The organism is Symmachiella dynata, assembly GCF_007747995.1.
GTDB classification, from domain to species: domain Bacteria; phylum Planctomycetota; class Planctomycetia; order Planctomycetales; family Planctomycetaceae; genus Symmachiella; species Symmachiella dynata.
This window is the reverse complement of record NZ_CP036276.1, coordinates 7,438,426-7,458,305: the sequence shown is the minus strand read 5'-3', so window position 1 is coordinate 7,458,305 and position 19,880 is coordinate 7,438,426. Positions and strand designations below refer to the sequence as shown.

The following is a 19,880-nucleotide window of genomic DNA, read 5'->3' as shown; positions in this document are numbered from 1 at the left end:
TTGATGGTCAGCAGCGAGAATTGTTGATATTTTGTGTGAACCAATTGGGTCTGCTGCGATCCAAGTAAGAATTCGCCCCTGCGTGGATGCACGCATGCCGGTGAAGTTGACGGAGTGAAAAACACGGCGCGGTATCACCGCTGGCCGATGAGGAGAGGACGCATGACGACCAAGGGTGAGCAATTTGCAGGTTTGACGGTGGCGTTAGTCACGCCATTTCGCGATGGAGCCGTAGACGAGGCTGCCCTGCGTAAACTGGTGGACTTCCAAATCGAGCAGGGGGCCGATTGCGTCAGCCCGGTCGGCACCACGGGCGAAAGCCCCACGCTGTCGCATGAAGAGCACGAACAGGTCATCTCAACCGTCTGCGACCATGCCGCCGGTCGGATCAAAGTCATGGCGGGAACCGGTTCGAACAGCACAGCTGAAGCGATCCGTCTCACCCGCTTTGCCAAAAACGCCGGCGCCGATGCCGCGCTATTGGTCGCACCCTATTACAACAAGCCGACGCAAGAGGGGTTTTTCTTGCATTATCAGGCCATCGCCGAAGCGGTCGATATTCCGCTCGTGGTCTACAATATTCCCGGCCGCACGGCAAAGAATATCGAAGCGGAAACGATTGTCCGCTTGGCGGAGATCCCCAACATTGTGGCGGTCAAGGAGTCGACCGGTTCGATGGATCAGGCTTCGCAGATCATCGCCGAATCCAACCTGACGGTGCTTTCGGGCGACGACAGCCTCACGCTGCCGCTCATGGCGCTAGGCGGACGCGGTGTGGTGTCGGTGGTGGGGAACATTGTTCCCCAAGACGTCAAAGCCATGCTAACGGCATTTGAAAAGGGCGACCTGCCCGCGGCCCGCGCGCAGCATTATAAGCTGTTTTCGCTCTGCCGCGAATTGCTCTCAATGGCGACCAACCCAATTCCGATCAAAGCGGCCATGAAAATCCTCGGCCGCGACAACGGCGAATTACGGTTGCCGATGACCCCGCTCGACGCAGCGCAAGAACAGGCATTGGCCGAGACTTTACGGACCTATGGCTTGCTGTAGGCGTGCGAATACGATGTCCCACCGTAGGGTGCGTCTCGACGCACCTTTCTATGTAGGACGAGAGATGAGCATCTGAAAAAAGGACTCGCGCAAAGACGCGGAGCCGCCAAGAAGTAAGAAAACAAACTGCTAGAACTCGCGACAATCAATCAGTCGTACTCGATTCCAACCAAGTCGCACGTCACCCATCAATGTGACACAACGACTGCTGCTTGCAAAACACCTCTCTGCGACTTGGCGTCTCTGCGCGCGGTCTTTCATTTGTAGGGTGCGTCTCGACGCACCTTTCTATGTAGGACGAATGATTCTCCTATCATTTGCGACATCGCATGCGTTTTTCCGGTTGGGAGCGTAACCGGTAAACTGCGGCTAAAACGTTGGATAGCGTTGTGCCCTATGCGGGAAAGGTGCGTCGTGACGCACCCTACTTCTACGCGGATTCGGTTTTACTTGCTTCGGGTTGGACGGCGAGTGATTTTTTGTCGAGGCTTATGGCGCCGGTGCCGTTGGCTATGATCATCAGCATCGCGCCCATCATGGATAGGTTCTTCATGAACGCAATCATCTGCGTTTGTTTTTGTTGAACGTCCTCGATATTCCAGAAGTCGTGGAAGTAATAGGTCGCCAGAATCAAAAACACCAACAGCAGGCTGGCACCGATACGGGCCTTGTAGCCGAGGATCACCGACAGGCTGCCGGCGATCAAAAACACGATGGCGCCGACCAACATGATTTGCGGCGCGGGGACTCCGGCGCTTTCCATATATTTCACGACGCCGCTGAATTTGGGGATCTTGTTCCCCACCGCACTCATCAAAAAGATCGTGCACAACATCACGCGGCCGAGAACGTTGACGAGACCTAGCATCGCAATTGCTCCGAATGGGGGGGTGTTAGTCGGGAGGGCCACTTTAACTTTGGGACCCAAAGAGTAGATGGGGATGAAAGCTCGTTGCTGTGATACAACCAAGTTTGATTTCACGCAACAATTTGGTCCTATCAGGAGCAACGAGCATGTCCAGTTTATCGTTTTTTGTCGGACTCGACTACCACCAGTCGTTCATTCAGGTCTGCGTGTTGGATCGCGAGGGCAATGTGTTGGCTAACCTCAAATCGCCGAACAGTGCGGAGCATGTCGCCTTACTGGTGCGCGGGGTGGTTCCCAAATCCGCACGGGTCTTCGTCGCCCTCGAAGCTTGTACCGGAGCAGCCAACTTTGCTGAAGAATTGGTCCGCCACACGGGTTGGTCCGTCGATCTGGCCCATGCCGGCTACGTCGCCAAACTCAAACAAAGCCCCGACAAAACCGATTTCAGCGACGCGCGTTTGTTGGCAGACCTGGAACGTGTGGGGTACCTTCCGCGGGTCTGGATGCCACCGGAGTCGTTGCGGGATCTGCGGAGGCTGGTGCGGTATCGTCAACAGTTGGCCGCCGCGCGGCGAAACGTCAAGTTGCGGATCACGGCTCTGCTTCGCGAGGAACGTATCGTCGCAGAGCAACGCCGCTGGACCAAAGCGTGGCAGCACTGGCTGGCCGGGCTAGACGAAATCTCGCCTCAGATGCGGTGGGTGATGGACCAGCATCTAGAGGCGCTGCAGCGATTGGAACGGGAGATCCGCGCAGCCGAAGCACGTCTCTGCGCGGCGACCTGCGATGATGCGATCGTCCAAAAACTGTTGGAGATCAAAGGTGTGGGCTTGGTGACGGCTGTGACGTTGCGTGCGGAAATCGGCCGGTTCGACCGCTTTCGTACGGGGAAACAGTTGGCTCGTTTTTGCGGCATGACTCCGCGAAATGCCTCCAGCGGAAACCGCCAGGCGGACGCCGGTTTGATCAAGGCGGGGAATCCGGAATTGCGGCGTGTGATCATCGAGACCGCCCATCGCCTGGGCCGTTACGACCTGCGTCTGTCGAAGATGAACACGCGTTTGCGTCGACGCGGCAAGCCGGGCAGCGTGGTGGCGGCGGCGATCGGCAACCGTTGGATGCGTTGGTTGTACCATCAAATGAAAACCATTTCCGTTTAAGAAAGCGTTCGCCATGTCCAGACCTCAACTCCAGCTCAACAAACGAGGGTCGCCACGCCCGCCACGCCGTCCTCTCGACCTCCTGGTTGTGCAGGCCGAGACGACGGCGAGACGAACGAGGCTCATCGAACGTATAATGAAAAAGTGAATGCAAGTGACGATTGTTGATGATGATTGCTAACCCGTGCTGATGCTGACTTGCTCGAGCCTGACCTGGGCCGGCGGCCGCCGTGTCGCTACGCTCGTCCTGTAGATGGGGCTGTCACATCACCTCGAAGCCACCCACTTGGGCTGGGAGAATTCCCTTGCTCGGATAGAAGAATGGGGACGCACGTCATCACAGCATCGCCACTTGACAAGCAACGAACTTTCATAGAAGGTCAGGCAGCTGCCTGACGGCGTTAAGCGTCCGGTGTGGTTCGTGTCAGGCGGCTGCCTGACCTACGTTGTGACGTTTTAATTCAAATCAAACAACATGATTTCCGCAGCGGTGGCGGCGATGATTTCTAGTTGTTGCTCTTCGCTCACCGCGGCGCCGTCGCCAGTTTGTAGGTCGAGTCCGTTGAGCGTCACGCTTCCCCGCAGCACTTGCAACCAGGCATAGCGCTCTGAGGCGATGTTGTGTGTCAGGTGTTGCGACTCAGTCAGTTTGGATAAGAAAATCTGCGTGTCTTGTTGGATCACCAGTGAACCATCCGCGCCGTCCGGCGAAGCGACGAGTCGCAGCCGATTCGTCATCCCCGCATCATCAAACCGTTTTTGGTCATAACTGGGCGTAATCCCCTTTTCGCGAGGCTTCAGCCAAATTTGGTACAGGTGCAATGGTTTATCGCTGCTGGGATTGAACTCACTATGCGTGATGCCGGTGCCGGCGGACATGTGTTGGAATTCGCCGGGCCACAAGATTTCGCCGTTTCCCATGTTGTCCTTGTGTTCGATAGCTCCTTCGAGGACGTAAGTCACGATTTCCATATCCTGATGGGGATGCGTGCCGAAGCCGCGACCGGGTTGGACGCGGTCTTCGTTCATCACTCGCAAGGAACGAAAGCCCATGTGCTGCGAATCACGGTAGCCTGCAAAAGAAAAAGTATGGCGTGCCTTTAGCCAGCCATGGTCGGCGAATCCACGCTCATCTGCTTTTCGGATTTTGATCATGACAGTCGCTCTAAATGGTTTCCGTGAGAATAGTTGACTGGTCAACTATATGGTCAAAAAAACGCATCAATCCTCCACCGCGCCGCTACGGACCTGTTCCAACAAGCGGATCAATTCCCGCAGATCTTTTCGCGGCATATGTGCGAAAAACTGTGTTTGCAGTTCGACCAACGGTTCATCAATTTTATTCAGGACGGCCAACCCCGTATCGGTGATTTCCACATAGACGACTCGACGGTCTTTTTCGCAACGGTGCCGTTTGACGTGCTCCGCTTTTTCCAGTCGGTCAATCAAACCGGTGATGGCCGGGACCTGTTGAATCATGCGGCTGGCAATTTCCAACGATGGCAGCGGCTTGGCTTCTCCCCGCAGGATTCGCAATACGTTATATTGCGACGAGGTCAGTCCAAACCGGCGGAACAGTTTCGCCGTTCGGCTTTGCATGTAATCCACGGTGCGGAGGCAATTGAGCGTCGCTTCCTCTTCTAACCGGTCGAACGGTTTTCGTTTTTTGATTTCGTTTTGGAGTTTGCTAGCCATGATTTTCTCTTTCGCGTGTTATCTTACGTGGCAATAGTTTTCATGTCAAGTATTATTCTCGGACTGGTGCGTTTTTTCAAAAACGAGCACCTGCACGATTGAGCGATGAACCACAGTCGCTTTATTTTACGGCGCTTCTTGATTACGTTCGGACAACTGCACGTGTGTCGGAACTGAATGAGATTCCTTGATTCCCTAAAGAAACCCCCATGCTCCGCATCATCGACCAAGGTCTCCTGTCGCGCGAACCGGGACGTGGGGCGTATATGCCCTCCATCTCACAATTGAGCGATGGTTCGCTGATTGCCTGTCAGCACATCGGGCAGGAGTTGGCATCGGCCGATAATGACATTGAGGTCCTCACCACGGACGACGATGGGCAGACGTGGCAGAATCAAGGCAGCATTCATGGCGGTCCGCCCGATGACGGCTGGGCGTATCGCGGGCCGTATATTTACGAGGTGCCCGACGGACGACTGGTGCTGACGGCGACGCGGTTTGAGAATACCGACTCCGCCCTGTTCGACGCTCATACCGAAGCACTACAGCGGCCGGAGATGTTGTTGTATTGGTCCGAGGATCGTGGCGCGACATGGTCCGCTCCACAGGTGGTCCCCGTCGATTTGCCGCCGGAGAAATACACCTGGAACGGCGCTGGGCAAATGCAACAGTTGTCGGCCACGCGGTGGATGTATCCGCTGGAAACATGGAAGCCCGAGGGTTACGAGGGAATACCGGACCAAAAGGCGGCAGCGGTCTTTTCGGCCGATGGCGGAAAAACCTGGGGTGAGTTCACCCCCTTCGCCGACGATCCGACCGGAGCGTTGCTGTTTTGGGACCAGATGAACACGCGGTTGCCGGATGGGCGGATCTATGTGATGTTGTGGACGCATCGATATGGGACCTCCGAAGACATCGCCAATCATTGGGTAATGTCCGCAGACGAAGGCCGCACCTGGTCCGCTCCGGTGGCCACAAATCTGCGAGGACAAGTCTGTTGCCCCATCGCGCTGGCCGATGGCCGGGTGGCGGCGATTTACAATTATCGCCACGATCCGCAGGGGGTGCGGATCGCTGTGAGTGAGGACCTGACGAATTTCGACGTCGATCATGGAACGGTTCTATTTGATGCCGGCGTCGAAGCAACCTTGGGGACGACGGAGCACGAAAGCTTTCTGGCAGAGCACATGTTGATCGGCTTTGGCAAACCGGGAGGCATCCGTTTGGCGGACGACACGCTGCTGACGTGGTACTGGTGTACAGCGGGCGGCATCACCCATACGCGCTGGGCGCGATTGGCCGTGGTATGACCATGCAATTTGCAGGACGCAGCGTATTGCTCACCGGGGCCTCACGGGGCATCGGCCGCGCGACAGCGATCCAACTTGCGCAAAGCGGCGCGGACGTAGCCATCAACTATTGGGCGACCGATGATATCCAACGACAAGAAGCCACCGATGTGGCGGCCGAAATTGAATCGTTGGGCCGGCGGGCATTGCTCTTAGAAGCAGATGTTAGCGACAAAGCGGCGGTGGAGGAAATCGTGCAGCGGACGGTCGAGACGTTTGGCCGACTGGATCACTTTGTTGCTTGTGCCTGTTACAGTGATCGGCAGCGGATGTTGGTTGCGGAGATGGAGGGGTTTCAACGGACGATTGATGTGACTATGTGGGGCGCGTTTCACGGTTTGCGAGCGGCTGCGGCGCAGATGGTTGCGCAAGGGCAGGGGGGATCGATTGTGATTGTCAGTTCCCCGCGGGCGTTCATGCCGCATCCCGGGTCGATGGCCTACAACATGGCCAAGGCGGCGGTGGATCAGATGATCCGCACAGCCGCGACGGAATTGACGTCCGAGCGAATTCGCGTAAACGGCATTCATCCTGGTTGGATTGATACACCGGGGGAGCGGAAGTTTCTCTCCGAAGCGGCGCTGGCGCGACATGCGGCCGAATTACCCTGGGGCCGTTTGGGGACAGCAGACGAGGTCGCCCGTGCGATCCTGTTCATGTTGAGTGACGATGCGGATTACATGACGGGAAGCTTCATGAAAGTCGATGGCGGGATCAGTTTGCCGATGTGGGCAAAGAAAAACGGTTGAGTACTCACCTCCTAACACTTTGTCTCTCAAGGGGCTGTTCTCGTGCGTGGTGTGTGAACAACAGGCTTGCCGAATAATTTGGCTTGACGGAATTCAAGGAAAATAGCACACTCAAGCGGTCTCATGAAATCAGCCTGAAACTTCAATACGAGTTCAGCGCGTTCACGGTCGATTCCTGGTCCAAGGTTCGACGCATTTGTGACATCATGCCACAGGACTTCGTCTCGCGAAGCAATCTTCAAAGCGTCCATTCCTTGAATTGTTGTAATCCTGGTTCCTTTTCGGACATGACGACGGAAGAATTCACAGACATAAGCACACCGCTCCTCCGGCCCGGCGCTACTGTTCATGAGGATCGGGCACCAAACATTTGGATTCTCTAGCGGCGCGCTTGCTTGAATCCTCTCAAACGCCGTGTTGCGGTAGGCCTCAGGCGTCGATCTTCGGCCCAGCTCAGCGAATGCGTATTCAAGTTCGACATCAATCGGTTCTGTTGATTTCTGGTTTTGTGGTTCCCCATTCTGGCAACCTACGGAAAGCACCGGAATTGCACACAGATTGACCAACAACAATACAGCTAAGCGACGAAACGGTTGGATGAACATCAGATACCCCTCGCGTTTGACTTACTGACGAGTGCTCGGAGAATTGTCGGCATCCGTGGCACGCATAAAGAGCCATCATCGCTGGGAACTTGGCCGTAGGCAATGCGTAAAGGAACAAAACTCCTCACCCGCCCCGATTGCGTTGCAATCGCGGCCACCCATTTGTACGGCCAAAGACTTTGTGGGCGGCAGCCAAACGTCGGAAACTTTCCGTGTTGCCGGTCAGAGTGGAATGCGCATATATTCTTTTGCCAAACCGTCACCCAGAATCACACTCTGTACTTCGGCAAGTCCCTCTCGATCGCTGGGCCACATTAGCTTGGCATTTGCGTCGTTCACATTCACCCATTCAAACGCCGTGTGCTCTGCATTGATGGTGACTGTATCGTCTTTGGTTACGAGGGCACAGAACATAGGAGCCGTGTAAAGGGTATCGTTGTCGGGCCGATAGAAACTGGTGAGTGTGCTCAACCGATAAAACTCAGCCGGCACCAATGCGGTTTCCTCTCGAAGTTCTCGCAGGGCGGCCTGCCAAGCCGTTTCGTCTGGCTCCAACCCACCTGAAATCAGTTGCCAGGTGCCCCCCCATGTATTTGTCTTCAGAGCGACGGGCCATCAAGATCTCATGGTCGCCTTGATTTGGGCGAATGACAAGAACATCAACATAGTAGGATTGTTTCATACCTGCCTCCGAGCATGACAATTGCAGTGGTATGGTCAATTCTTTTTGAGCGACCGATGGTTCCCAAGAGCGTGCCCGTTGTTTTCGGACGCGGAAATTGCGGCTTCTTGCGGGCTGTGCCCGCCCCGATTGCTTCGCCATCGCGGCCACCCGTTTGTGTGGCCAAAGAATATATGAGCGGCAGCCAAACTCGGTTGCCTTCTCATCACAATTGGCTGATCATGCCATTGCACGGACAAGAAGCATCACGAGTTTAGCTGCCGCTTTAGAACGTCGAAAACCGGCTGGGTCAATCGCGATTTTCGACGGTTGGTTTTTTAGACGTTTTTCAACGTGGGTCTTCAGTCGTTTCAGAACTCACTGATGTGTCCTGCAGAGACTGATCTGCAAATTTCGAGAACCGGCCGCGACCACCATTACTTTTTGGTGGTGGGGCGTTTGGTCGCAGTCCGTCTCCGGGTTCCAGATGCGGGCGTCGCTTTGGCGGGCTTGTTGTCCGTCGTGGACGCAGCGGCTTGCTTGGCGGCCGGAGCGGAGGGTTCGGGGGCATCGGTCCAGGAAGCAACGTTCCAGTGGCCGTGCGTTTCGGCGACCGTCTTGCCCAAGTCGGTCAGCAGACCGCGGAACTTTTTGGTGGACATGTTGCGGTTGGCCACCACGCGTTGCAACACGAAGCGTCGGTTGCCGGGGATGAAGGAGAAGAATTTTCCGCCGCCCATTTTGTCGTTGTCGTGCAGCAATCGCAGCAAGGCGACACGGGGAATTTCGCGGGGTGAGCTGGGCAGTTCGTCGAGCCAAGCCATGATCCAGACCGTCTCACCGTCATTGCTGAGCACAGCAGACATGGAGAGGACCCATGCTTCTTCGTGATTGGCTTGGAATTTGAAGTCGTAGCGTGTTTCGAGGGTCTTCGGTTTTAGTCCGAGTGCTTTGAGCAGATTTCCCAAGGACTCTTGCGTGAGCTGTCCGCTGGCGGGAGTATCGGCGGCTGCGAGCGGCTTTTGTCCGATCGCACAGAACAATGCCAAACAGGCCGTGAGGGCCACGAATTTGCTTACGTTGATCTTCATCGAGTAGATACTCCTTTAATCGTCTACGACGGTCGACGGGGGCTTGGAATGCGTTGCGGCGGGTGTTTGCATCCCGGGCGTAGTTTCGGCCGGGCACCGTAGCTGGTTTCAATCGGGTCCGCATTCTCAGGTTGTCATCGCAGCGGCTCGATCAGTCATCGGCCGCACAACCATCATCGTCCAGACAATCGTTAGACCTTGGCAGAAAGTGCGCCGGTGCATTCCTTTTTTTAGGACGACACCCTGCAGGCGGATTAATCGGTAGCGACTGCCCAAGTTGCCCGAACTGCCTTACGGGGCGGGTGCTCCCTCATCCGGTCCTTCGGGCGCGTCGTTCAAAAATGGTTTCAACTTGTCCTCAGGAGGTTTGTTCAACTTGGACAAGTTGAGATTGACCGCCGCTCGAAGCCTCTTCCGCATCTCGCCGTCGTCCAGATCATCGACCATCGACTTTGATTCGGACGGAGCTAGGTTCTTGAGGAATTCTTGTAGCGATTCCTCGAATTGGCCCTGTTCGTTGAACAACAGCACCTTGCCGGCATAGCCGAACGCTTGTTTTTCCGGTTCAGAGGCTGGGGCTTCAATGAAGTCCTTAAAGATCGCTTCCGCTTCGGAGTACTTTGCTTCATCAAGATAGAGCAGCGCCAAGCGCCGGTTGGCGACATCGTGATAGTACAGCTCGTCCGGGAAGTTTTCGATCACTGCTTTCCAGGCAGGTTCCGACTTACCCAACTTGAGGGCATAGAAAACCTGCTCCTGGACGGTGTCGAGGCGACGCACGTCAGGATCTGGGATCAATTCGTAGGTCTTCAGCGGATCAGCCGGCAGGGCCAACCAGCCTGCGCCGAAACCGAGCAGAAACAGCGCTGCTGCTGCGTAGAGCAGAGGTTTTAGTTGGTTGAGCAGCGGACGGTCGGGGAGTCGGACGATTGATTGGACCGGGAGCGAGATGGTGGAGAGCGTCGAAGAGGGTTGCGGACCGGCTTCGACGGTGGGCATCGCCGCCTCGCCCCGCAGTGGATGTTCGTTGTCCTGTTCCTCCACCACGCGTTTGAGATCTTTGAGCACCGCATCAGCCGTGCGATACCGGTCTGTCAGTTCCTTGGCCATCAATTTGTGAACGATGCGGCACAGTAAAATAGGCAAGTCCGGCCGCGATTGCTCCAATGGTGTGGCCTCGCCTTTGATGTGTTGCACCGCCACGCTCACGGCGGTTTCTCCGCGAAACGGCGGCGAACCGGCCAACATGTGATAGGCGGTCACGCCAAAGGAATAGAGATCGCTTTGGTGGCCGACGTTGCTGCCGTTGACCTGTTCGGGACTCATGTACAGCGGCGTCCCCATGGTGATGCCGACTTGCGTCAGGTTCACCCGTTCGCCTTGCAGCGTCAATTGCGCCAGTCCAAAGTCGGCGACTTTGACCCGTCCTTTAGGGGTCACCATGATATTTTCGGGTTTGATGTCGCGATGCACGATACCCGCTTGAGCCGCCGCCGAAAGCGCCGACGCGACCTGTTTCATGATGTGCAGCGCCATCGGAAGGTCGGGCGGCCCCTTGCGGACCAGATATTGCCGCAAGTTGTAACCTTGGACGTATTCCTGCGCGATATACTCAAAGCCGTTTTCTGTACCCACAGAGAAGACTTGAATGATATTGGGATGGTTCAGACCAGCTACGGCCAGGGCTTCGGTGCGAAATCGCTTGACGTGCGTTTCGTCGGAGACCAAATCGGGCCGCAGGACTTTTAAGGCGACGTTCCGATTCAGCGAGGTCTGTTGGGCCAGATAGACCTCTGCCATGCCGCCGCGGCCGATCCGCCGTAGGACGCGAAACTCTCCCAGCGTCTGCTCAGTCAGGTCCTGGAATTGGCCGCCCGCCCCGCCATTTTGCGGAAAGATTCCAGTGCCGCTGACATTTGGCAACGCGCGCGTCGGCCCAATATTAGGCTCAGGTCGTTCTGACGAATCATTGGGCAGCGGTGAGTCTGGCATAGATCAGACGATTTTCGGGACACCAGTTCCTGGAACTTGAGCGCACAGGCGCTCACGTATCATACGCTTCCGCCCAGGTGGGGGCAATTCCTCGGCCTTTTGACCTGGTCGCAGCCCCAGTGGTTTTGAACTTGCCGCATGGGTCAGGTACAGTGGGAAGTGCCGTCGCGGGGTTTTGTACAAACAGTTACAAATTTCGCAGGTACGGATCTCCTTCCTACAATCTCCGCCCGAAACCACCGCTTTGATGCGGTTTGATAACGGGTTCCTACCGAGGTATCTGACCATGCCGCTTCGCCTATTTGCCGTTGTCTGTTCTTGGCTGGTTGTCGTTGGAATTACGACGACAGCTGCTGCTCAGGCCTTACCTGGGACGGAACCGTTGACGATCACTGAGCCATTGGACGAAGTGATGGTCGATGGGATTGATCGATTTGCTCTGCGCGAACTGGCCGATTCTGTTGCGAAGCGGGCGGCCCATTGGAACCGTGATTACAGTAGTGAAGCGGCGTATCTCAAAAGTGTCGCCGATAATCGGGCCGGGTTTCGCACGATCATCGGTGCCGTCGATGAACGACCGCAACCGCAAGGGATTGAATTGATCGCCAGTACGACCGATGCGGCGGTTGTGGCCGAAACCGATACGTATCAAATTCTCGCCGTCCGCTGGCCGGCGCTGCGGGGAGTTTATGGCGAAGGCTTGCTCCTGCAACCGAAATCGAAACCGCTAGCCCGTGTGATCGCACTGCCCGATGCCGATTGGACGCCGGAAATGTTTATCGGTCTGGAAGAGGGAGTCGACGTTCCCGCACGTTCGCCGCTGCAATTGGTCGCCAGCGGTTGCCAGGTGTTGATCCCCACGCTGATCAGCCGCGCGAATACGTTTTCCGGCAATCCCGACATCCGCATGACGAATCAAACACACCGCGAATGGATCTACCGCCAGGCGTTCGAAATGGGACGGCATGTGATCGGTTATGAAGTCCAAAAAGTCATGGCGGCCGTCGATCAATTTGAGCGGATGAATGAAATGGAAAACGTCGATTTGCCGATCGGGGTATTGGGGGTCGGCGAAGGGGGTTTGCTGGCACTGCATAGCGGCGCCGCTGATACGCGGATCGATGCGGTGTTGGTGAGCGGATATTTCGAAGCTCGTGAAGAGGTGTGGCAGGAACCGATCTACCGCAACGTGTGGAGCCAGTTGAGTGAATTCGGCGATGCGGAGTTGGCCGGGTTGATTGCGCCGCGTTCCCTGACGATCGAAGCGGCGGCCGTTCCTGAAGTGGCCGGACCACCCCAGCCGACCGCAGGCCGTAGCGGCGGAGCAGCGCCGGGGGCGATTGAAATTTGTACGCTCGGGCATGTCCGCAAAGAGGTCGACCGCGCCGCCGTGCACTACAACAAGCTAAACGCGACCGACAAGTTCTTCTTCACCAGCAGCCGTGAAGGGGATGGACCCTCGGGGACCCCCGCGGCGCTGGGTCCGTTTTTGAAAGGCTTGTCGATTGAAAAACTCAATCCGCCCGCCGCACCGGCAACAGCGGATCGACGGCGGTTGTTTGATCCACAAACCCGCCAGCAGCGCCAAGTCGCGCAGCTCGTGGAGTTCACCCAGGAGTTATCGCGCCGTAGTTCCGGCGTCCGTGACAAGTTCTGGTCGAAAGCCGATCGCAGCTCTGTCGACAGTTGGGAAAAGACCGCCGAATTTTACCGGCAGTATGTCTGGGATGAGTTGATCGGAAAAATCCCACCGCCCGAGATGCCGCTTCATCCCCGAACGCGACAAATTTTCGATACCCCCGGATACACCGGTTACGAAGTCGTGCTGGATGTCTATCCCGATGTGATCGCTGCAGGGATTTTGCTGCTGCCCAAAAATCTCAAGGAGGGAGACAAACGGCCGGTTGTGGTTTGCCAACATGGCCTCGAAGGCGTGCCGATGGACACGATCACCCAGGAAGGCCGCGGATTTCAATATTACAGCGCTTATGCCCATGAACTGGCCAACCGTGGTTTCATCACGTACTCGCCGCAGAATCCCTATCGCGGCAAGGACCGATTTCGCGTACTGCAGCGCAAGTCGAATCCGGTGAAACGCTCGCTGTTCAGTTACATCCTACGGCAGCACGAACGGACACTGGAGTTTCTGGCCGGATTGCCGAACGTCGACCCGCAGCGGATTGGGTTTTATGGACTTTCGTACGGCGGTAAAACTGCCGTTCGTGTTCCGCCGCTGCTGCCGGGTTATGCATTGTCGATCTGCTCAGCGGACTACGACGAATGGATTTTGAAAAACACCAGCGTCTCGGACCGCTACAGTTACATGTTCACCGGCGAGTACGAGATGTTTGAATGGAACATGGGGCACGTCGCTAACTATGCCGAACTGGCCAGTCTCATGGCGCCGCGTCCGTTTATGGTCGAACGGGGCCATTACGACGGCGTCGCCCCGGACGAATGGGTCGCCTGGGAATACGCCAAAGTCCGGCGGCACTATGCGGAGTTGGATATTCCCGAGAAAACCGAAATCGAATACTTCAAAGGCCCGCATTCGATCAACGGTGTAGGGACGTTTGAGTTCCTGCACCGGCATTTGGATTGGCCGCAGGATCGTAAGTAAAACCGTAGATTAAGCTGTGCGAAACGAAACCTCGAATGGTGCCACGGTCGTTGCCGAATTAGCGGTGGTAGTCCGTTGATGATGAACTGTCTATGATGTCCTCTTCAATACCCCAAGGACAGATCGAGAGAAAGCCCTGCTGCAATGCCGTTGGAACTTGTCCGCGTAACCACAAATGATGAAATCTACCTCGACGGCGCCCTGGCGCTGCCCGAAGCCGGGGTCGAGTCTTCACTTCCCGTTGATGCGTTTCTGCTCTTGCACGGAACGGGCAGCAATTTTTATGCGCCAGGTGTGCTGGAATCATTTGCCGAGCAAGCTGTTCAGGCGGGGGTGCCGGCATTGCGGATGAATACGCGGGGGCATGATGCGATTTGTTCGAATCCGGGCCCCTTCGGGGCGCTGCGCGGCGGAGCTGCCTTTGAATCGATTGCGGATTGCCGCAGCGATCTGCATGCGGGGATTAACGAACTGCTCAGGCGAGGTTACCGGCGGGTTGCGCTGGTGGGGCATAGCATGGGGGGCGTGAAGGCGATTTATACAATGGCCCAAGCGACTCATCCGGCGGTGAGCCATGTGGTCACGCTCTCCGCGCCGCGGTTTCAGCATGCGGCGTATATGGCGCATCCGCAAGCGGAAAAATTCCGCAACGATTTTGAGGCAGCCCGTGCGTTTGTCGATGACGGCATGCCCGACCGGTTGATGTCGATCACACTTCCGCTGCCCATGCTGATCACGGCACGTAATTTCCTGGAGAAATACGGGCCGGAAGATTCCTACGACATCGTCAAGCATCTGCCGCAGGTCGGCTGTCCGGTCTTGCTGCTGGTGGGAACCGAGTCGATCACGCGCTCACCGGTCTTTAGCAATCAACCGGAAGAGGTCGGCGCGCTGACGGCGGAATATCCGCAGATCGAATTCCAAACCGTCAAAGAAGCGAACACCAATTACACGGGGCTGTGGGACGTCCCCTTTACACGGGTGCGTGATTGGTTGTCGCGGGGATAGCGAGCCACGTTCTTCTATCACCCCCCCCCGGTTGCGCCGGGGGGCCGCCGTTGGGTTTACCCCTCGCAGGCCAGCACGGCTTGTTCGGTACTGTCGAAAATCTCGAACAGCCGTTGCATCTTGATCAGATCGAACAACACGCGGACTTCGTCGGTGATGCCGCACAACTTCAAATCCCCGCCGGCTTGAGCGACTTGTTGCAGGCAGGCGAGTAGTCCACTCAATCCCGCACTATCAACAAACGCAACGCGGCTCAGATCCAAAATCGCCTGCGTCCGTCCATCGAGTTGCCGAAGAATGTCCTGCTTCACCGCAGCTGCGTTGCTGGCATCCATGTAATCTTGATTGACAGTCAAGACGGCCACGTCGATTCTCTTATCCCGCATAGTTTCCATCCGATTCAGGCTCCGTTGCGTTTCAGCGCTGTCGATTTTTGATTAACGTGGTAGACGAACGTTGCGCAGCGTCTTCGGCATGCACAACTTCGTCGAGAAACTCCTGCATGATGTACATCCCCAGTCCGCCCCGCGTGGTGGCGTCGACATCGGGTTCAGCAACCTCGGCGGTCTCTTCAGGCTCGAAGAGGTCTCCATCGTGTGCGAATGCGATACGAACCCGGTCGTCCAGGACCTCTCCGCTGACATCGATCCTGCGTCCGGTTTCGCCGCGATAGGCATGCCGCATGATGTTGCTGGCTGCTTCGGTGGCTGCCAATTGCACCGCAGTGGTGCTGGGCTCATCCAAGGCGTGGCCATCCAACTCCCGGCACACGTGCCGTACGAATTCCCGCACGCGGGCCAATTCGCTTAAGTCGCTGGAGACGGCAAGCTTGGCATGAGCAACAAGAGGCTTTTCCGGTGCCCCATAGACATTGGCGATCCGTCGCGAGGGTGTGGAACGTAATGTCATCAGTTCTCGGCCCTAGTGCGAATAATGAAAAGAGGAAACGGGTTGCATGACCAGTCGGCAAAAGATGTTGCCACTCAAGTCCCGACGCGGCAAAACGCGCCTCGGAGTGTTGTGCAACCCGTATCGAGGATGACACAAGCAGCTAGAGTTACCTAATCGGCAACCGTGCCCCTGTCTCTCAAAACTACCTCATGGGAACTAGCGAGAGATTCAGAAAAGCTTTTCACGGGACCATTTCATCAATACAAGCCCGCAGGCCTAGCGTGACCCGACTAAACGTTACCACCGTTGGAGCCGGAGAGAAGCGGGGTGGTAAAAAATACCCCCCGGCAGAGCCGGGGGCTGGGAGATTGTGGTTGCCATGCCCGCTTCCAGCCCCCGGCTCTGCCGGGGGGTACGCCGTTTGATTGACCCATCCAACTAGAGCGAGCCGCTGCGGAAGATGCCGTAGATGAGCCATAGCCCCAAGAAGCTGGAGAGCAGGTAGACCGGCACGCTGATCCAAAAGTGGTCCGAGCCGGTGCGGATGATGAGCGAGGAGGCTACGATCAATGCAGCCAGCACCATGCCGATGACAACACGGTTGCTGCTACGATCGACCTCGGTGGTGAGCCGGTCCAGGTCTTGGAATTCGACTTTGACGCGCAGGTCATCACGGCTGATTTTTTCCAATGTCCGGCCGAGATTCACGGGCAAGTCATACAGCACGCTGCCCATTGCTTGTGTGTCGTCGATAAAGCGGGCAATCATGTTCCGCGGGTTATAGCGTTCGCGGACAAGTCGTTGCACATACGGGGCGAGATGCTCGGCCATATTGAAGTGCGAATCCAAATCGCGGCCGACTCCTTCTAAGGTGACCATCGCACGGATCAACAACATCATGTCCGCCGGAAAGCGGATTCCATGAATGGCCAGCACGTTGACAAAATCGGTGAGCATGTTGCCCACATTGATGCGTTCTAAATCGATCCCATAATAGGTCTCAACAAAATCGCGGACGTCGCTTTGCAAAAGCGGATGGTCGATCTCGCGGAAGGGTACTCCGATATTGAGCACCATTTTGACCACTCCTGCGACATCTTGTCGGGCAACGGCCACCATCAGATCCAACAGTTGTTCTCGTTTTTCGTCGTCCAACCGCCCGGTCATGCCGTAATCCAACAGGCAGATCACACCATCGGGCATGACACGAATGTTTCCCGGATGCGGATCGCCGTGAAACAGGCCTAATTCAAAGACCTGTTTCATAAAGATCCGCGCGCCATTGGCTGCGATGTCGACGGGTGAGATACCCCGCGCCAGCATTTTCTCATGCGCGCTGACCGGCAAGCCGTCGACGAAGTCCATTGTGAGCACGCTCTCGGTGGTGTAGTCCCAATGGACGCTCGGCACGAACAGCGTGGCGTCGTTGCGAAACAAGCGGCGAAATTCATCCAAGGTCCGCGCTTCGCGCATGAAGTTAACTTCGCGGCGAATGGTGCGGGCAAATTGGTTCACCAAACCGGTCGGGTCGAAGACTTCGAATTCCGGTAGGTATTTTTCAGCCAGCGCCGCCAATTCCAGCAACAGCGACAGATCACGTTCGATTTCGTCGACCACTCCCGGACGGCGAATCTTCACTGCAACCGGTTTGCCGTTTTTTAATTTGGCAAGATGGACTTGTCCCAGCGACCCTGAAGCGAGCGGCGTCCGTTGAAACTCGTCGAAGGCCACATCGACCGGGCAGCCGATATCGTCGGCGAACTGCTTGATGGCTCGTTCCGGCGAAAAGGTGGGGACCCGTTCTTGCAGTTTGGTTAATTCAGCGATCACATCGGCTGGGAGCAGGTCGGGCCGGGTGCTACCGACTTGTCCGAACTTGATGAACGTCGGTCCCAACTCCTCCAGCGCGCGGCGAATGCGTTGCGCGCGTGTGGCCGGGGGTTCGACCGGTTGCCGGCGACGAAACACAACCCGCCGCCACCATTGGAAGTACCGCATTAGCCGTAGTCGTTCCACGACATCGGCAAAACCGTGGTTTAAGAGCACGGTTGCGATTTCACGACTGCGTCCCAGATTACGCAGAAAACGGATGGGACGGGCTTCGAACAAAATGGCCCTCCAGTGAGCCGGGACGGAAGATCATCGATGCGGCACATCGTTGTGCGACAGTTCGTCCCCCAATACGGATGCCGGCCGTCATGCTTTGTCTTGTACCAGAGAGGAACAACCTCAGGATCGCCATTCTTCGTCCGGACGGGATGTTACTATCCGCTATTGGAGGCGGAGAATCAATCAGGCGGTTCGGCAGTGCAGGCGACATGACGGATCGCCGATTACATCACGGTGAAATAATTAGAACACGCAATGTCGATCGCTTCGGCGGTCATTTTCTTGGGCAACCCTTTATAAGTACAAAAGTTGCGGATCTGCAGCAACAAGTCGCGAGGATGGCAAGCCCGCATTTCGCGTTCAGTTTCGACGTAATGCGTTTGAATTAAGTAATCCACGACCCCTTTGTCGTATTGAAATCCTTGCATTGGTGCCATCAATTCAAACAGTTGATGGAACATGTCTGCGCTGGGGTTTGTGGCTTCGATCTTATAGGGAATCCGCCGCAGAAACGCTTCGTCCACCAGGTCCTTGGGTTCCAGGTTTGTGGAGAAAATAATCAACTGGTCAAACGGGACTTGGATCTTCTTACCGGAAGGGAGATTCAAAAAGTCGTAGCGTTTTTCCAACGGGACGATCCAGCGGTTGAGCAACTCATCGGTCGACATCCGTTGCCGTCCGAAGTCGTCGATGACCAGCGTACCGCAGTTGCTTTTCAGTTGGAGCGGGGCTTCGCACAACTTGTTGGCGGGATTCTGCCGGACTTCCAACTCTTCCATCGTCAATTCACCACCGACGACGACCGTGGGACGCACGATTTGTACCCAACGGCGGTCGTAGGAGCTCATGGAGAGGATCCCCTCCGATTTGTTATCGTCGTCGACTTTTTCGTGGATGGCCGGGTCGTACAGTCGGATGATATCGCCATCGATTCCCAGTGTTCGGGGAATCCAAATCGTGGACCCAAAACAACCGGTGACCCGTTCGGCGATACTGGTCTTTCCGTTACCAGGATATCCAAACAGAAACATCCCGCGTCCCGAGTTAATCGCCGGTCCGAGTTGGTCGAGCATCGCTTGTTCGATGATCAGATCCGAAAATGCTTCCTTCAGGTTTTCTTCGGTCGCCTCCTGCTTGGCGATGCTTTGGACTTCCATCGCAATCAGGTAGTCCTGCAGCGGCACCATGGCGGAGCCAAAATAGGTGCATTCTTCGCTATACCGCCGCGCGCGTTCGCGTCCCAGGTCGGTGAGCGTATATTCGTAGTCCCCCATCGTGGCCGAGTTCTTGAAAATCACAAGCTTATCGGCTTTGAGACTTTTCAACAGTGGATCGATGATCTGAAACGGTATGCAGATGTGCGTGGCCACCGCTCGTCCAGCAGCGGCACCGCGGGCCATCAGGTATTTCAGAACCAACCGTTCGATCTCTTCGAAACCCAGCCCGGTATCCTCGATGGTTTCCGGTTCGGGCGGCGACCAGACGTCGCCTTCCTGTTGATTTTCCGTACCCAGCAGGGTATGCACCCGCTCGAACAGTTCGTTGAGTTGTTGGTGGTCGCGCGGCGATTCCTCGGCGTCGTTTTGTTCCGCTGAATCTTGTCCTTCGTCGCCTTCGGAATCGTCCTGCTCTGTCGCATTGGTTTGCTCGAGGTCGGAAAAGTCGAGGTCGTCAAAATTCGGAATGCCCCCATAATCTGCTGCGACGGAATCGTCAGCGGAGGAGGTGTCCCGTTTCAGTTGCGAGAGGAACTGGGCAGGTGTCAATTTGTCGGAGCTGTCGGTCATGCTGTCTGAAGTCTCAATCCAGGCGCCCTACTTCAGGGCTCGGGGGGAAGGCCAAGTTGAAAGTACAATCACGACGTGGGAGGCGCGATCCCTCCCGAGTAGCAGTTCAAGCCCTATTTTCGCTCATGAACGTTACTCGAGTGAAGGGCACCAAAAACTAGACCCCACATGCCTCGGAGTCAAATTTTGCGTGGGCATCTCGTGCAAGTTGCGGGAATTCAACGTTGCCAAAACGAAACGTGCCG

17 protein-coding genes are annotated in these 19,880 nt (G+C 56.3%); 6 read left to right on the top strand and 11 right to left on the bottom strand.

Translation table 11 applies throughout. The features are described 5' to 3' along the window. Positions 1 to 162: 162 nt before the first annotated feature. Positions 163 to 1,050, top strand: a complete 888-nt coding sequence (dapA, locus tag Mal52_RS28355) for a 4-hydroxy-tetrahydrodipicolinate synthase (protein WP_145380266.1) — start codon at positions 163 to 165, stop codon at positions 1,048 to 1,050. Positions 1,051 to 1,480: 430 nt separating this feature from the next. Here the strand turns inward: dapA and Mal52_RS28350 are convergent, their stop codons facing one another. After that, positions 1,481 to 1,918 carry a DoxX family protein gene (locus Mal52_RS28350; protein WP_145380265.1) on the bottom strand — a complete coding sequence of 146 codons (438 nt, stop codon included), beginning with the start codon at positions 1,916 to 1,918 and terminating at the stop codon, positions 1,481 to 1,483. Between the two features lie 146 nt (positions 1,919 to 2,064). On the opposite strand from Mal52_RS28350, the gene Mal52_RS28345 reads away from it, so the two are divergent. Further along, positions 2,065 to 3,078, top strand: coding sequence for an IS110 family RNA-guided transposase (locus tag Mal52_RS28345; protein ID WP_145375389.1), 1,014 nt, complete (start codon positions 2,065 to 2,067; stop codon positions 3,076 to 3,078). 456 nt (positions 3,079 to 3,534) lie between these two features. Here the strand turns inward: Mal52_RS28345 and Mal52_RS28340 are convergent, their stop codons facing one another. Beyond that, positions 3,535 to 4,233 carry a pirin family protein gene (locus tag Mal52_RS28340; RefSeq protein ID WP_145380264.1) on the bottom strand — a complete coding sequence of 233 codons (699 nt, stop codon included), beginning with the start codon at positions 4,231 to 4,233 and terminating at the stop codon, positions 3,535 to 3,537. Positions 4,234 to 4,299: 66 nt separating this feature from the next. After that, positions 4,300 to 4,773 carry a MarR family winged helix-turn-helix transcriptional regulator gene (locus Mal52_RS28335; protein WP_145380263.1) on the bottom strand — a complete coding sequence of 158 codons (474 nt, stop codon included), beginning with the start codon at positions 4,771 to 4,773 and terminating at the stop codon, positions 4,300 to 4,302. Between the two features lie 209 nt (positions 4,774 to 4,982). On the opposite strand from Mal52_RS28335, the gene Mal52_RS28330 reads away from it, so the two are divergent. After that, on the top strand, positions 4,983 to 6,083 hold the full coding sequence (locus Mal52_RS28330; RefSeq protein WP_145380262.1) for a sialidase family protein: 1,101 nt from the start codon (positions 4,983 to 4,985) through the stop codon (positions 6,081 to 6,083). Then, positions 6,080 to 6,871 (top strand): SDR family NAD(P)-dependent oxidoreductase, encoded by a 792-nt coding sequence (locus Mal52_RS28325; RefSeq protein ID WP_231962473.1) that lies wholly within the window; start codon positions 6,080 to 6,082, stop codon positions 6,869 to 6,871. Before Mal52_RS28330 ends, Mal52_RS28325 begins: the two co-directional genes overlap by 4 nt. A gap of 26 nt (positions 6,872 to 6,897) precedes the next feature. On the opposite strand, the gene Mal52_RS28320 is transcribed toward Mal52_RS28325, so the two are convergent. The 4 genes from Mal52_RS28320 to Mal52_RS28305 form a co-directional block, all read right to left on the bottom strand. Beyond that, positions 6,898 to 7,476, bottom strand: a complete 579-nt coding sequence (locus tag Mal52_RS28320; RefSeq protein WP_145380261.1) for a hypothetical protein — start codon at positions 7,474 to 7,476, stop codon at positions 6,898 to 6,900. Positions 7,477 to 7,698: 222 nt separating this feature from the next. Then, positions 7,699 to 8,079, bottom strand: coding sequence for an NUDIX hydrolase (locus tag Mal52_RS28315; RefSeq protein ID WP_145380260.1), 381 nt, complete (start codon positions 8,077 to 8,079; stop codon positions 7,699 to 7,701). Positions 8,080 to 8,574: 495 nt separating this feature from the next. Continuing rightward, entirely contained in the window at positions 8,575 to 9,228 is a 654-nt protein-coding gene (locus Mal52_RS28310; RefSeq protein WP_145380259.1) for a type III secretion system chaperone, read from the bottom strand. Between the two features lie 291 nt (positions 9,229 to 9,519). After that, a complete protein-coding gene (locus Mal52_RS28305; RefSeq protein WP_145380258.1) occupies positions 9,520 to 11,220 on the bottom strand; it encodes a serine/threonine-protein kinase in 1,701 nt (566 codons plus the stop codon). A gap of 286 nt (positions 11,221 to 11,506) precedes the next feature. Between Mal52_RS28305 and Mal52_RS28300 the strand changes: the two genes are divergently transcribed. Both Mal52_RS28300 and Mal52_RS28295 read left to right on the top strand, forming a co-directional pair. Then, positions 11,507 to 13,840, top strand: a complete 2,334-nt coding sequence (locus tag Mal52_RS28300; protein ID WP_145380257.1) for an alpha/beta hydrolase family protein — start codon at positions 11,507 to 11,509, stop codon at positions 13,838 to 13,840. 144 nt (positions 13,841 to 13,984) lie between these two features. Continuing rightward, complete coding sequence (locus Mal52_RS28295) at positions 13,985 to 14,848, top strand: alpha/beta hydrolase (protein WP_145380256.1); 864 nt, start codon at positions 13,985 to 13,987, stop codon at positions 14,846 to 14,848. A gap of 56 nt (positions 14,849 to 14,904) precedes the next feature. On the opposite strand, the gene Mal52_RS28290 is transcribed toward Mal52_RS28295, so the two are convergent. The 4 genes from Mal52_RS28290 to Mal52_RS28275 all read right to left on the bottom strand — a co-directional run bounded on the left by Mal52_RS28290 (position 14,905) and on the right by Mal52_RS28275 (position 19,635). Beyond that, a complete protein-coding gene (locus Mal52_RS28290) occupies positions 14,905 to 15,234 on the bottom strand; it encodes an STAS domain-containing protein (protein WP_197533556.1) in 330 nt (109 codons plus the stop codon). 31 nt (positions 15,235 to 15,265) lie between these two features. Next, positions 15,266 to 15,757, bottom strand: a complete 492-nt coding sequence (locus Mal52_RS28285; RefSeq protein WP_145380254.1) for an ATP-binding protein — start codon at positions 15,755 to 15,757, stop codon at positions 15,266 to 15,268. A gap of 420 nt (positions 15,758 to 16,177) precedes the next feature. Next, positions 16,178 to 17,848 carry an ABC1 kinase family protein gene (locus Mal52_RS28280; RefSeq protein WP_145380253.1) on the bottom strand — a complete coding sequence of 557 codons (1,671 nt, stop codon included), beginning with the start codon at positions 17,846 to 17,848 and terminating at the stop codon, positions 16,178 to 16,180. Positions 17,849 to 18,072: 224 nt separating this feature from the next. Further along, entirely contained in the window at positions 18,073 to 19,635 is a 1,563-nt protein-coding gene (locus Mal52_RS28275) for a P-loop NTPase family protein (RefSeq protein WP_145380252.1), read from the bottom strand. Between the last annotated feature and the right edge of the window lie 245 nt (positions 19,636 to 19,880).

Bases quoted from the DNA above. Each gene is read 5' to 3' on its own strand.
- dapA (WP_145380266.1), top strand. From the start codon at position 163: ATGACGACCAAGGGTGAGCAATTTGCAGGTTTGACGGTGGCGTTAGTC.
- Mal52_RS28350 (WP_145380265.1), bottom strand. From the start codon at position 1,918: ATGCTAGGTCTCGTCAACGTTCTCGGCCGCGTGATGTTGTGCACGATC.
- Mal52_RS28345 (WP_145375389.1), top strand. From the start codon at position 2,065: ATGTCCAGTTTATCGTTTTTTGTCGGACTCGACTACCACCAGTCGTTC.
- Mal52_RS28340 (WP_145380264.1), bottom strand. From the start codon at position 4,233: ATGATCAAAATCCGAAAAGCAGATGAGCGTGGATTCGCCGACCATGGC.
- Mal52_RS28335 (WP_145380263.1), bottom strand. From the start codon at position 4,773: ATGGCTAGCAAACTCCAAAACGAAATCAAAAAACGAAAACCGTTCGAC.
- Mal52_RS28330 (WP_145380262.1), top strand. From the start codon at position 4,983: ATGCTCCGCATCATCGACCAAGGTCTCCTGTCGCGCGAACCGGGACGT.
- Mal52_RS28325 (WP_231962473.1), top strand. From the start codon at position 6,080: ATGACCATGCAATTTGCAGGACGCAGCGTATTGCTCACCGGGGCCTCA.
- Mal52_RS28320 (WP_145380261.1), bottom strand. From the start codon at position 7,476: ATGTTCATCCAACCGTTTCGTCGCTTAGCTGTATTGTTGTTGGTCAAT.
- Mal52_RS28310 (WP_145380259.1), bottom strand. From the start codon at position 9,228: ATGAAGATCAACGTAAGCAAATTCGTGGCCCTCACGGCCTGTTTGGCA.
- Mal52_RS28305 (WP_145380258.1), bottom strand. From the start codon at position 11,220: ATGCCAGACTCACCGCTGCCCAATGATTCGTCAGAACGACCTGAGCCT.
- Mal52_RS28300 (WP_145380257.1), top strand. From the start codon at position 11,507: ATGCCGCTTCGCCTATTTGCCGTTGTCTGTTCTTGGCTGGTTGTCGTT.
- Mal52_RS28295 (WP_145380256.1), top strand. From the start codon at position 13,985: ATGCCGTTGGAACTTGTCCGCGTAACCACAAATGATGAAATCTACCTC.
- Mal52_RS28290 (WP_197533556.1), bottom strand. From the start codon at position 15,234: ATGCGGGATAAGAGAATCGACGTGGCCGTCTTGACTGTCAATCAAGAT.
- Mal52_RS28285 (WP_145380254.1), bottom strand. From the start codon at position 15,757: ATGACATTACGTTCCACACCCTCGCGACGGATCGCCAATGTCTATGGG.
- Mal52_RS28275 (WP_145380252.1), bottom strand. From the start codon at position 19,635: ATGACCGACAGCTCCGACAAATTGACACCTGCCCAGTTCCTCTCGCAA.